The sequence below is a fragment of the Bdellovibrio sp. BCCA genome, from assembly GCF_037996825.1.
GTDB lineage: Bacteria > Bdellovibrionota > Bdellovibrionia > Bdellovibrionales > Bdellovibrionaceae > Bdellovibrio.
In genome coordinates this window covers 2016620-2029853 of record NZ_JBBNAC010000001.1, presented here as the reverse complement: position 1 = coordinate 2029853, position 13234 = coordinate 2016620, and the positions used below count along the sequence as shown (strand labels likewise).

Annotated in this window: 12 protein-coding genes; 5 read left to right on the top strand and 7 right to left on the bottom strand. The window is 43.3% G+C overall.

Features of this window, described 5'->3' with window-relative positions; translation table 11 throughout:
* Position 1 precedes the first annotated feature (1 nt).
* The 3 genes from AAAA78_RS10025 to AAAA78_RS10015 all read right to left on the bottom strand — a co-directional run bounded on the left by AAAA78_RS10025 (position 2) and on the right by AAAA78_RS10015 (position 1844).
* Positions 2 to 769, bottom strand: a complete 768-nt coding sequence (locus tag AAAA78_RS10025) for a nitroreductase family protein (protein ID WP_340591891.1) — start codon at positions 767 to 769, stop codon at positions 2 to 4.
* Positions 770 to 772: 3 nt separating this feature from the next.
* Positions 773 to 1105, bottom strand: a complete 333-nt coding sequence (locus AAAA78_RS10020; protein ID WP_340591890.1) for a hypothetical protein — start codon at positions 1103 to 1105, stop codon at positions 773 to 775.
* Between the two features lie 79 nt (positions 1106 to 1184).
* A complete protein-coding gene (locus AAAA78_RS10015; protein WP_340591889.1) occupies positions 1185 to 1844 on the bottom strand; it encodes a PilZ domain-containing protein in 660 nt (219 codons plus the stop codon).
* 380 nt (positions 1845 to 2224) lie between these two features.
* Between AAAA78_RS10015 and AAAA78_RS10010 the strand changes: the two genes are divergently transcribed.
* From AAAA78_RS10010 to AAAA78_RS09995, 4 genes are all read left to right on the top strand, one after another.
* Entirely contained in the window at positions 2225 to 5014 is a 2790-nt protein-coding gene (locus tag AAAA78_RS10010; RefSeq protein WP_340591888.1) for a CHASE domain-containing protein, read from the top strand.
* Positions 5015 to 5018: 4 nt separating this feature from the next.
* Positions 5019 to 5300 (top strand): Hpt domain-containing protein, encoded by a 282-nt coding sequence (locus tag AAAA78_RS10005; protein ID WP_340591887.1) that lies wholly within the window; start codon positions 5019 to 5021, stop codon positions 5298 to 5300.
* Between the two features lie 278 nt (positions 5301 to 5578).
* Positions 5579 to 6988 (top strand): sigma-54-dependent transcriptional regulator, encoded by a 1410-nt coding sequence (locus AAAA78_RS10000; protein WP_340591886.1) that lies wholly within the window; start codon positions 5579 to 5581, stop codon positions 6986 to 6988.
* A 101-nt stretch (positions 6989 to 7089) separates the two neighbouring features.
* Positions 7090 to 7254, top strand: a complete 165-nt coding sequence (locus AAAA78_RS09995) for a hypothetical protein (RefSeq protein WP_340591885.1) — start codon at positions 7090 to 7092, stop codon at positions 7252 to 7254.
* Positions 7255 to 7275: 21 nt separating this feature from the next.
* Here AAAA78_RS09995 and lon read toward each other — a convergent pair whose 3' ends face one another.
* The 4 genes from lon to AAAA78_RS09975 all read right to left on the bottom strand — a co-directional run bounded on the left by lon (position 7276) and on the right by AAAA78_RS09975 (position 12427).
* Entirely contained in the window at positions 7276 to 9651 is a 2376-nt protein-coding gene (gene lon, locus AAAA78_RS09990) for an endopeptidase La (protein WP_340591884.1), read from the bottom strand.
* A 66-nt stretch (positions 9652 to 9717) separates the two neighbouring features.
* The gene (locus AAAA78_RS09985; RefSeq protein ID WP_340591883.1) at positions 9718 to 10125 is read right to left on the bottom strand and encodes a response regulator; all 408 of its coding nucleotides are present in this window, start codon (positions 10123 to 10125) and stop codon (positions 9718 to 9720) included.
* The gene (locus AAAA78_RS09980; RefSeq protein WP_340591882.1) at positions 10122 to 11459 is read right to left on the bottom strand and encodes a GAF domain-containing sensor histidine kinase; all 1338 of its coding nucleotides are present in this window, start codon (positions 11457 to 11459) and stop codon (positions 10122 to 10124) included. The genes AAAA78_RS09985 and AAAA78_RS09980 overlap by 4 nt, the downstream gene beginning before the upstream one ends.
* Before the next feature lie 80 nt (positions 11460 to 11539).
* Positions 11540 to 12427 (bottom strand): 3'-5' exonuclease, encoded by an 888-nt coding sequence (locus AAAA78_RS09975; RefSeq protein WP_340591880.1) that lies wholly within the window; start codon positions 12425 to 12427, stop codon positions 11540 to 11542.
* 183 nt (positions 12428 to 12610) lie between these two features.
* Between AAAA78_RS09975 and AAAA78_RS09970 the strand changes: the two genes are divergently transcribed.
* Positions 12611 to 13204 carry a flavodoxin domain-containing protein gene (locus tag AAAA78_RS09970; RefSeq protein ID WP_340591878.1) on the top strand — a complete coding sequence of 198 codons (594 nt, stop codon included), beginning with the start codon at positions 12611 to 12613 and terminating at the stop codon, positions 13202 to 13204.
* The last annotated feature ends 30 nt before the right edge of the window (positions 13205 to 13234 follow it).

Genomic DNA, 13234 nt, shown 5'->3' with positions numbered 1-13234 from the left:
GCTACACCTTTTTAATAAATAAATCCTGCGCGCCACGAATGCGTTCCGCATAAACTCCATTTGAAGCTCTTTTGCCCGCGCTGATAATCATCGTGACGGACGCTCCACGCGGAAGCCCTAAAAGTTTTTTTACACGAACTTCATCAAATCCTTCCATAGGGCAGGAATCATATCCCGCCGCGCGGAAGGCGAGCATGAGATTTTCGCAAGCTAGCGCCGTGGTCTTTGTAGCCCATAAAAGATTTCCCCAATGTCCAAAAGGACCCCGAGGAACGACACGGAAAAGACCTAGAATAGAAATCGCCAAGGTCTTAAACGGAGAAAAGAGATTCAAAGGTCCGTTGCCGTAGACAAAAGGCACAAGCTTTTCGTAATACGCTCTGACAGCTTTTGGCGTGTCAGGTCGCTTATCGAAATAGGCGAGATTTACTTTTTGTCCAAGACTCCAGCGGTCGGGACGGGCCACACACGCAATCAGCGTAGGAGCTGTGCGTGCCGCAGGTTGATTGAGGCACAAAGTTTTTAATTTTTTAAGTTTGTCTTCGGACTTCACCCAATAAAACTCCCAAGGTTGTAAATTGGAAGAATTCGGCGCAAGCAAGGCGAGGCTTAGGCACTCTTCAACAACGGCATCGGGAATTTGTTCATCCGTAAAAACGCGAACGGAGCGACGGCTGATCACAACTTTTTTAAACTCTTCCATATTGCAAGGAAGAGCTTCTTCGATATACGCCAACTCAGGAACTTTGCTGAAAATATTTTCTGACATAGATTAGTTTTGAACTTCACACTGCATACGGCAATCCGAATTGCAACTCACCCACGTTCCGTCATGATTCGGTGGTAGATAGCTGGGATTGCAATTGGTAAAATAAGAAGCAGTATAGGTAAGTGCGCGGCCGCGCTGAAAGATTTCACAGTTTCTGCGCGCGTCGTTTTCAGCATCGTATTGAGCGTCACGCTTGGCTTTATCAAGACAGAAAAATCCGCTGTTGGCGTTGCAGTAGGTGCGCTCGCTGCCACGGCCTGTAACATAAACAGTGCGAGTTGCAAAAACACTTTGAGCAAAAAGCAGGGGTAGTACTGTTAAAATAATTTTTTTCATAAAGCCTCCCACTGCTCAATCAACGCACAGTTTACAGGGAGAGGCAATATGTAGCTTTGTCAAAGCAGGGCGTTAAGCTTTAGCCCTGTGTAAGAAATTGGACTCCGAGTTCTTGGCTTTGTTCTCCTTCATTCCACTTGGTCCAGCGAACTTGTCCTTCAATAGAAACATATTCTCCGGCCTTGTTCTGGTAGGTGAGGCTCACAAAATCTTTTTTACTGTAGAAGGGGGCCTTGATTTTTAAACAAGATCCATTCACGGAAATGTTCTCAAAACTTCCACCCATAATAGGTTGAAAACCTTTGTTCTCCATTCCTAGAGGAAGCAATGAAGGACTGAGCATCGCTTTGTTCTCGTGAGGCTCTCTTTTGTCCTCGCGCAGTTGCAGGCTTTTTCCTTCTAAGTAAGCCAGAATGTCATTGGCTAAATTCGCCTCTTCTGTTTTCCAAAGAACGACAAAATCCCGGTGCGTTTTCAGTTTGATTTTCATAGAGCTGGAAAGTTCATTGACCACGAAAAAAGTTTTAACATTGGGAATCGTTTTTTGAAGGTAAGAGTAAATATCAAAGTGACGGATTTCTAAAAATGGCAAAAAGACCACAATGATTTTTTCGTCGTTTGTTCCTTGTAAAGCCGCACGCAGATTGTATGGATTTTCAATCACTGTGCAGTTGAAAGATTTTTCGTTTTTAAGCTGATTGGGAATCTTCTGTGTTCCCGTGATAAAAATTTGAGTCATCCTGAGGTTCCTCCCTTGCGAAGTACTAAAGCAAAGGAAACGCCAAGATAAAACTCTGCAAAAGCGGTGTTTCGCGTGGAAATCCATGAACACCTGTCTAAGAAACCTTAACACTGTTAGATTTGACGTCTCATTTTGAGGAGGGGTGAGTTGGCCCTCGCAAAAGGCCAACTCACATGATGGGAAGGGTAAGTGTTATATATCTATAGCAAATGACAAACCTAAGCTTAAAACTCATATATTGATTCTCGCGATATTTTCGGCGATTTTCAGGGGCAAAAATCCCCAAATGAGAGGTGAAATTCCTAGTTGCGAGGCGGACTTGAAAGGCCTAACAATAAAAACAGAAACAATGGATTGGTAGAAGACAAAGGAAGTTTGTGAAAAGACTAAAGAGAGTTTTTGTATTATCGCATGAGTGGAATGTCTTTTTGGTTCTTCTTATTATTATCTCAGTGAGCGTTTTTAGCTGGTGGACTGTGAAGGTGCACTTAGAAAAAGAATGGAATGCTCGCTTAGAAGCAGAGATTCAGAAAGTGACTTCGACAATCGGTCGAGAGTTTTTTGGTTATGGCCAGGCTCTTACGGATACACGCGCTTATTTTCAGTTAAGCGGTGTGCCCAGTCCTAAAGAGTTTCAGACATATATAGAGTCTTCCGAGTTGCTTCGTCGTTTTCCGGGTCTGCAGGGAATTGCTTTTGCTGAAAAAATCGAAAAAGACGGAACCGCTTCTTTAGAAAAAAGAATGCGCGACAATGGCTATCCAGACTTTAAGTTCTGGCCGGAGGGAGAAAGAGCTCTTCATACTTCTATCGTTCTTATTCAGCCCGAAGACTGGCGAAATAAAAAAGCGTTGGGATTTGATATGTACTCGGACCTGAGTCGGCAATCCGCGATGGATAAGGCAGTTTTAACGAACTCTCTTGCAATCACAGACCCCGTGGTTTTGGTGCAAGATGATTCGGAGTCGAATCAACAGGGTTTCTTGATTTATTTACCCGTAACGAAAACCACGGATGTCACAGGAGAAGCTGAGCCTAAAAGCGCGCTCTTGGGTTTTGTGTATTCTATTGTGCGGATCACAAAATTCTTTAACGGTGCCTTGGGTGTTCCGCAGTTCTACGATGAGAAAGTAAATTATAAAATCTATATTTATGAAAAGAAACTTGGGAGAACGATTCCCATTTATGAGCGTTTTCCCTCTAAAAATTTAGATGAGAAAGAGCCCGTAGATATTTCTGTCGATAAAGAAATTCAGGTCTTCGATAAAACGTGGACTCTGCATTTTGAGCCATTGCCGCATTTCTTCAACTGGTATGAACGCTACGTGCCTTTTCTTTTTGCTTTTGTGACATTGGTCATGCTCTCGGTGATTTTCTTGGCTTTATGGTCTACGCAGCAGTTTTTAAAATTCAGTGAGCGTCATAAAGACTCTTTGGCACAATTATCAAAAAGTAAATCCACGGAGATCGCTCTTTTTAGAAGGCTTAATACTGTGATTGCGGATCTTTCTTCGGCTATCGAGGGAAGTAATCTTTTTGAAAAATTCTGTGGGCATTTGGAAAATGTTTTCCAAATTGAAGACTGTGCGGTTTTCGTACGCGAACACAAGGGACCTTTTGAAAAACGTTTTCAAAAAGTTTTAAGATCCTTTCCAGACATTTTGGATGTGCCGTTGGAATTTGACGAACTTTTAAGAGACGGAGTTCTTTCAACAAAAATTCCCTCTGAGGAACTCACAAGATTGTTGGCGTTGTGTCCTCCGGGAGTGCGTGAAACTTTTGAAAATGAATCCTGTTATTTAATGCGCTCCGTACTTCATGAGTCCGGTAAAAGCACTTCGATTCTGGTTATCATGAAAGGACCAGAAGGTCTGGCTGATTCCAAAGTGATGGAGTATGCTCTGGTCGGGGTATTTGGTCAGTTTGCGATGTCTTATGATAAAGCGATTCTACTTCGCCGTGCAGAGGACGCGAACTTTATGAAAAGTTCTTTCTTGGCAAATATGAGTCATGAAATCAGAACGCCTCTGGGAGTGATCGTTGGTTATTCGGAAATCTTAGCCGACGATGAACTTGAAGGGGATGAGAAAACCCAAATCGTTAAAAGCATCAAACGTAACGGAAAAGAGCTGGCGCGTTTGATTGATGATATCTTGGATATTTCTAAAGTGGAGGCGGGTAAACTTCATTTTGAAATGGCGCAAGTGAATCTAGAAAACCTCATTCATGAAATCAAATCCATTATGGAAGTGCGCGCTTCCGATAAAAAAATTCAGTTCAATATCGCAAAACTCAGCAATGTGCCAGGCTATGTTATTACCGATGACGTGCGCCTTAAGCAGATTCTTGTGAACATTGTCGGAAACGCCATTAAGTTCACAGAAAAAGGCGCAGTTAAACTTTTATATAAGACCTATGTGAATGACGAAAAAGAAGAATTCTTAGAATTCCAAGTGCAAGACAGCGGTATTGGTATCAGCGAAAAGAATCGCGAAAATCTTTTTAAACCATTTTCTCAAGGTGATGTTTCAACGACTCGCAAGTATGGCGGCACCGGTCTTGGTTTAGCTCTTTCTCGGCGTTTGGCAGAGCTTTTAGGAGGGGATTTGTTCCTTCTTGAATCTTCCATTGGAAAAGGCTCCACCTTCTGTTTGCGTATACCACTGCGCGGCCTTGCTAAAGAATATCTGAATATGAAATCCAGCCAAGAGGCGACTGTACTAAAAGTGGTAAACACTTTTGATGAAAAGCCTTCGCACGCTATTGATTGGTCTTCGTTGGATTTAAAAAATCTTCTTAAAGGTGTTCGCGTTTTGTTGGTGGAAGACTCTGAAGACAATCAAGAGATCTTTCAACATTTCCTTATGACGGCCGGAGCTGAAGTTACTGTCGCTGATGATGGAGAAAAAGCTGTGGACGCGGCCTTTAAGAATTCGCCGGATATTATTCTTATGGATATTCAAATTCCTAAGATGGACGGCAAAGAGGCGACCAAGCGCATTCGTCAAAAAGGATTTACGAAGCCCGTGATTGCGCTGACGGCGCACGCTTTGAATGAAGAGATTGAAAGCTGCCTGGCTGCGGGTTGCAATGGACAAATCACGAAGCCTGTTTCTGGGGAACTTCTGGTTCAAGAGATTTATTTTTATTTAAATCATCGAGGGTAAAGGTATGGCTATATTTGATGTGCCTTTAGAATCCCGGATAAAATATTTAAGACGTCGGCAAGAAGAGCTTGCGAAAATAGATTTTGAAAATCCTGACTGGGACTTCGTAAAGAAGGTCGGACATCAGATCAAAGGCAACGCCGTGACTTTCTTGTTTCCCGAATTAACTGAACTAGGAAAGCGTCTTGAGGACGCTTCGATCTCGCAAGATATAAAACAAATCAAAGAAATTTGCGGTGAGCTTGCGCAAAAAGTTTCTGAACTTTTGCGACATCTTGAAAAATAATTTTAAAAAAGGAAGGCCGCCCTTTCCGAAGAATGCACAAGAAGGGGCGGCCGCTTATCCGTTGCAATCGTGGATTTTTGCGACGGACACATATTCTTTTCGGGGAATATCACCCGACGTCATTTAGTAGTTGCAATCCAAAGGCCTGACAAGAATATCGTCGTTTTGCATTAAATTCGATTTAAAAATAAATTTATGTCTTATTGTGGCAAATCGCCACATTTAGGTTGCGGATATCTGCCCCAGTATATAACCATAAAGGAAGACCCGGAGGATGCATGGATAAACAAAAAAAGATCCTTCTCATTGAGGACGACATTGATTTAGCAGAATTAGCGACAGCCTATTTTCGCCAAAAAGATATCCAAATCATTCACAGCGAAGATCCTCGCGAAGCTCTCCATCAGGTCGTGACTAAAGAAATCCAACCTGATGCCATCATTTCAGATTTAAATCTGCCAAGCATGTCAGGTTTAGAATTTATTAAAAGACTTCGTGCTGAAGGGATTCAAATTCCTATTATTTTGATCACGGTTTCAAACGACGTTGAAACTGCGGTGGAAGTTATCGAAGCGGGAGCTTATGACTTCGTCGTAAAACCGTTACATTTTCCTCAGCTTCTTATCTCAGCACAAAGAGCCTTTAAGTTTAATAAACTCAATGCCGAAAATAAGACGTTGCGTGAAACGTTGGACTTAAGCAAAGGCCTGCATCCTGAGGGGATCATCGGAAAAAGTGAAAGCATCCTGCGCATCTTAGATCTTGCAAAACGGGTTGCAAAAAGTTCTTCCACGGTTTCTATCTCTGGAGAAAGCGGAACGGGGAAAGAAGTTTTTGCTAAAGCCATTCACACTTGGAGTCCGCGCGCCAAAAAACCTTTTGTCGCCATCAACTGCTCTGCCATTCCAGAAAATCTTTTAGAGTCTGAACTTTTCGGTCACGCCAAAGGTTCCTTTACGGGGGCCGTTGATAAAAAGGTCGGTCTTTTTGAAGAGGCCGACGGTGGAACTTTATTCCTCGACGAAATTGGGGATTTGAATCTCACTTTGCAGGCAAAACTTCTTCGCGTCTTGCAGGAAAAAGAAATCAAGCGGGTCGGGGAAAATCAAACACGCTCTGTGGATGTGCGGGTGATTGCCGCCACTCACAAAGATCTTCGTCACGAAGTGCAAGAAAAAAGATTCCGCGAAGATTTGTTTTTCCGTCTTAATGTCATTCCGATAAAAATTCCGGCTTTGCGTGAGCGCAGGGAAGACATTATGCCTCTCGCGGAGCATTTTCTAAAAAAATACAATGCATTGAATGGTTCAAATATTGTCGGCTTTAAAAAGAATGCCAAAGAATATCTTCTGACTCGTCCTTGGCGCGGCAATGTGCGTGAACTTGAAAATGCGATTGAACGCGCGGTCGTATTAACTGTCGGAACGGAGATTGATCAAAGTGCTTTCACGCTTTTTGAAGAATCTGTTTTGATGGAAAAAACTTTCGACGAAGACAAAAAAAATGCCTTTGTTTTCCGTTTTGGGGAAGAGGTAGAACCTCTGCATGAACTTGAAAAAAAGTACGTGCAGTTTGTCTATGAACGAAATAACAAAGCTAAAGAACAAACGGCGAAAGCTTTGGGAATTGATCGCAAAACTTTGTATCGAAAACTTCAAGAAATTGAGCCAGGACAAAGTGGGAAATAGCGGGGGAATTTTGCCCCAGTGTTTGTGCTAAATCAAAATTAAACGGGTCTTATGCTGGTGTTAAGGTTGCAGAACTTCTTGTAGGACAACAGGAGGTTCTTATGAAAGCCCTTATGCGCTTTATACTCGGGATGAGTTTTTTAGCTGCAGTCACTTATGAAAAACCCACCACCGTTTCTCCTGCGAGAATGATCAGCGTGGCTCACTCTGAGCCGATGTCTTTGGAACTGCATAAAAAAAGGGGCCATCTCTTGCAAAAGAGATGACCCCTTAGGTTCGCACAACACTTACCCTGCAGGAAGCAGAGGAGTGCCAGGAGGATTGAGTGACAATTTATCCCAGCGAGGAAGATCCACATCCAAAGCAATCTTCAACACTTCATTCACGTCTTCGACGAAGTGGAAGCGGATGTCGTGACGGATTTCCTCAGGAATTTCTCTTAGATCCTTTTCGTTTTTGTTACATAAGATGACTTCGCGAACACCTGCACGGTGAGCGGCGATCACTTTTTCTTTGATACCACCCACAGGCAGAACACTACCTCGCAAAGAAATCTCTCCGGTCATTGCCAACTTCGGATCCACCGGTTTATTCAGTAACAAAGAGGCCATCGAAGTCACCATCGTCACACCTGCAGAAGGTCCATCTTTAGGAATGGCGCCGGCAGGAACGTGCACGTGGATGTCTTTCTTGCTGAAATCCATCAATGGATCCAACATTGGCAAACGTGATTTCAAAAGTGTTAATGCGATTTTCGCTGACTCTTGCATCACATCACCAAGCTGACCTGTTAACAACAACTGTCCTGTGCCGTTCATCTGTGCGGATTCGATAAATAAAATATCTCCTCCGACAGGCGTCCAAGCAAGACCTGTGACCACTCCAGGAGGCAGAAGACTTTCAATCATGTCTGATGAGAATCTTTCAGCTCCTAAAATTTCTTCCAGATCTTTCACGTCCACCGTCAATGTCGTGTTCGCGGACTTCACGGCTTTTAAGCTCATGAATTTACAAATCGTAGCGATCTTTCTTTGCAGATCCCGCACGCCGGCCTCACGTGTGTAGTGAGTGAGAAGTTTCGTCATCGCCTCGTCGGTGATCGTTAAAGAGTTTTCGTCCAAACCGTGCTCTTTTAGCTGTTTCGGCCACAAATATTTTTGCGCGATTTGTTTTTTCTCATCCAAAGTGTAACCACTTAAATCGACGACTTCCATGCGATCTAAAAGAGGCAAGGGGATGCCTTCTAAAGAGTTGGCTGTCGCAATAAAGAACACTTTCGATAAATCAAACGGCGTATCCAAGTAGTGATCTTGGAAAGTGCTGTTTTGTTCCGGGTCGAGAACTTCAAGCATGGCACTGGCAGGGTCTCCGCCAAAACCACGAGTGAGTTTATCGATCTCGTCCAGGATAAAGACCGGATCGTTTTCGCCGGCTTTTTTAATGCCCGCGATAATGCGACCAGGAAGTGCGCCGATGTAAGTTCTGCGATGCCCGCGGATTTCCGCATCATCACGAACGCCACCTAAGCTCACGCGCACATATTTTTTACCCAAGGCTCGCGCAATACTCTTACCCAGAGAAGTTTTTCCCACTCCCGGAGGTCCAATGAAAAGCAAGATTGAACCCTGATGAGTTTTGCGAAGCTTCATCACCGCCAAATGTTGCAAGATACGACCTTTGATTTTTTCTAGACCATAGTGATCCTCATTGAGAACCTTTTCGGCCTCTTCAAGATCGATTTCTTTATGCGGTGAAGATTTGCTCCACGGCAGATCCAACATCAATTCCAAATGCGTGCGGATCATTTGATACTCCGGAGAACTTGAGTTGATGGTCTCCAGACGTTTCAATTGATTCTTCGCAAGCTCCAAAGCTTCTGGCGGCATGCCGGCTTTTTCTATGCGCTCTTTAAATTTCGCATAAAGATCACCGTTTTCACCTTCGCCCAGTTCATCACGAATCACGCGCATTTGTTCACGCAAGATCGCTTCTTTCTGAGTTTGTTGAAAGTTTTCGTTTAACTTATCGCGAATACCTCGTTGAATTTTAAGGCGTTCTTTCAGTTCTTGCATGCGATCAAGAAGTTTCAAGGTGCGATCTTTCAACGAAACGGTTTCCAGAATTTCTTGTTTTTCCGGAATCGCGATATCGGCGTAAGCCGCACACATATTACTGAGTGTCGCAAGATCTTCGATCTCCGCAATCATGTCCTTGATTTGGCGGGGATTTCCCGGAAGCAGTTCTAAAAGTTCGTCGCTAAGAATACGCAAACTTGAAAGCAAAGCTTCTTCTGTTTTTTTGTCCATCACTCCGCGATCTTCGACCGCTTCGCTCTGCACTTCAAAAAAACCTTCCTGATTGCGGCTTTGCACCACGCGAATGCGTTGATGAGCCTTCACAAAAACACTGTAACTTCCGTCTTCATCCATACGGAAGGACTCGATTTTTGCGAGCACGCCCACTGAGTAAAGATCCTCAATCTTTTCAACCGAAGTTTGCGGATTTTTTTGTGTTAATAAAATCACCCAGTGATTATCACGAAGAGCTTTTTGCAGGGCAGAAATACTTTTTTCTCTACCAACTCGCAAAGGCATACTTATGTCTGGGAACAAGACAGAATTCTTCAGAGGAATCACAGGGATAAAACCAGAGACGTAAGACATTTGTTACCTCATTTCTTCCCCTCAAAAGGGGTTAATGTAACAAACATGAGCACGAAATAAATTTCGTCAAGTCAGCGGGACGCCATATTCTTCTGAAATGCGAAATTTGAGGTCCTTATAATTCACAGGCTTCGTAAAATAGCCGTGAGCCCCAAGGCTGAGGGATTTTCGTATACTCAGTTCGTCGTCGTAAGCACTCATCATATAGACATCAATACTAGGATATTTTTGTTTCACTTTTTGCAGTAACTCGTACCCCGAAACTTCCGGCATATTGATGTCTGTTAGTAACATTTCAGATCCAGGGTGTCGGTCCGTGGTCGCTAAATAATTTAAACACTCCTTCGCCGTCGTAAAATAGTGAAGGCGAACGTCGCCGCTTTTTATTGATTTACGAAAGTTAAGTTCACACAGCGTTCCAACACTGCTTTCATCATCCACAACAACCACATCCAGCGGTGCCGAAGCGTTCATAGCTGCGCCTCCTGGGTTCGTTGTTGTCCCGGAAGTTCAATTGTCACTTGGGTGAATTGATTTTCTTCGCTTTCAATGTGAATTTCGCCCCGGTTTTTTTCGACGTTTTGTTTGGCAATCCAAAGTCCCAATCCGGTGCCTTCACCGGCGGGTTTTGTGGTGTAAAATTCATCGCAAACATTGGCGAGGTGTTTTTGCGGAATGCCAGAACCATTGTCGCGAACAATGATTTTAAAAGTGGCGTCTGCAGCAATCAAATCCACTTTGATCGAAGGAGTGAAAGAGTTTTTATTTTTTTTATATTTGTCGCCTAATGCATAAAGAGAATTATCGATGATGTTGATAAGTACGCGCTCAATGCTGGGAGGATCAAAAACATTCGCATAAACATTCGGAGTGATATTTTTTTGCACAACCAAATGAGTTTTTAAATCGACATCAGTGAGAGAACGCACGTAAACGTCCAAACAGTGTTCCAGCATTTCTGAAATATTGATCCACTCTGGCTCCATATCAGTTTCTTGGCGAGCTTGGCGAAGCATATTCGTAATGATGGTATTAGCGCGCTGACTGTGTTGATAAATCATGTCAGTCGCCTTTTTGGTAGACTCCGGATCCAAATCATCTTCTTCAAGAAGCTGGGCTGAATTGATAATAATATTGAGAGGATTTTTAAGTTCGTGCGCTATTCCAAAAGTGATGCGACCAATGGTGGCGAGTTTCTCTTGAGAAATAAGCTGTTTCTGGGTTTGTTGTAAACTTTCAAAAGCCCGTTGCAGCTCCAGAGTTCTCTCTTGCGCAAGTTTTTCAAGATTCTCATTGATTCGGCGTAAAGAATCTTCCACGGCTTGTCGACGATATTCAGTTCCAATGCGAGCGGCAAAAAACTCGACAACAGATGTGTAAAGCTCGCGCTCTTCCATCGGTTTATCATCCATGATGACCAATAAACCGATAAGGCGTCCGTCGGTATGTAGAAACGGAGCACCGATATAGGATTCCACATCAAAATCTTTGAGCATTTGATCTTTGGGAAATGCCAACTGCACGTCACTGGCGTAACAGTTGACGCGAGTTCCGCAGATCACATTCACACAAGGTGTGTCTTCCAGTTCATAGACAACATTGTCGGCAAATCCAGAACCTGCCCAGAGATAATCTGTTTGGATTTTTTGTCGATCCGGCTCTACGGCGTGACCCACTAAGACATATTTAACTTTAAGAATTTGCGCCAGTCGATGAACCAACTCTTTGATGTATTCTTTGCCAGAAAGAAGTTGGTCGACATTATAAATATCTTTTAATAATTCAAGGGCGCGAAGATTGTTTTCCATAGTTTGGCTCCAGCCAACACTATTTTAGCACTCTCGAATCAGAAAGAACTCTGCTTAAGGCTTGTGTGTTAGAATACAGATCAACCTTTAAAGCCATCCACCAGAGCAATATCGCGAGTTAGGCCGCCGAAGGGGCCGCAATAAACAGTCTCTTCAAGCCAAACCATCTCTGTGGGAACTTCGTCCTTGAAAATGATTTTTGTCCAAAAGCGATTGATGTTGTCCCAGTTGTAGCCTCGACCTTTGAGATGATCTTTGGATTCAAATGGAGCAGAACTTGCTACGATTTGAGTCATCGGGCGGCGGGCATTGTTTAAAAGTTCATGAAGATAAGGCTTATTGGAACCAGCTTCGGGAATACTGAGCAAATACAATAAGGCATCAACATCATTGATCGCGCGGTGAGAGTCCGTAAAAAATCCGTGGTAAATATTCAAAAGTTCCAGTTTTGAGCTCGTGAAGCCTTTGGTGCTCCAGTCGATTTGTTTGTGCGAACAAGCCCATACTCTTTCCGTCGAAGTTTTTGATTTGCGATCAATAAACGGGCGGTCAAAGCGGGCGTTGTGAGCAATCACAACACTGCATTCTTCTAGAAGTGCATTCACCGCATTCCAATCAATGTGTTGACCTGCAACCATTTCATCTGTGATGCCCGTTAATTCAGAGATTTCTGCAGAAATAGGACGACCTGGATCTTGGAAGCTTGAATAAGATTTTCCTAAAGCAATCACTTCGCCGCTGTTGCGATTAAAAAGAAACTGACGAATGCCGATTTCAATAATGGCATCTTCTGCTTGATTAAGACCTGTGGTCTCAACATCCAAAACGGCTCCAACACGAACAATATCGGAATTGTTTTTGGCCCACTCAGGAGTGGCATAGGAAGGTGTTTGCACGGGACAGCCTTCAAGGCGGTTGAGAGTCACTGTTTTTCCATCTTGAGATTTGCCAATCCAACGAAATGCCACGTACGAATCCTTATGTTGAAGGTCACTAAAACCTTGGTGGATGATATTATTTTACGAAGAAACAGGGTCAAAAACAAAATAGATTGGCGCATTGCGCGAACATGTCTTTGGTCTTATCTCAGATATGAGCCGGCTCATTTTTTAAATGCTATAATAAGGTTATCTTTTGCACGGGAGGCAGTTATGGCTCGAGTGCTTATCGTCTATGAATCTAAATACGGACAAACTCAAAAAATAGCCCAATATATAGCCAACAAAATCAGAAACACAGGAATTGAAACGGACATTCTAGAAGATCACCAAAAAGAAATCGTGGGCTTGGCCAAATATGACGGAGTGATTGTTGGAGGAGCTGTTTATGCTAGGGGCTTTCCGCACAAGCTTCAGGAGTGGGCTCATCGTCACGCGGATGTTTTAAATGAGACGACTTCCGCCTTTTTCTCTGTCTGTTTGGGAATCTTAGAAAATACACCAAAAGCAAAAAAGGAAGAGAGAGAAATCGTTCAAGGTTTTTTTAAAAAAACAGGATGGTGCCCTCAACAGTGGCGTATCTTTGCCGGTGGATTGAAGTATTCAAAATACAACTGGTTCATAAAAAACATCATGAAACGAATCGCTAAACAGGAAGGCTCTGACACGGACACAGCTCGCGATTACGAATACACAAACTGGCAAGACGTCGACGAATTCGTCAACGACTTCCTGGTAGCTTTAAAAACGGCACCAAGGCACTACGAGATTCCAAATAGAGCCGATACGCCTTCGTTGGGTTTGTGACGTCAGTGATTGCCAGCCAGGACAAAAGAC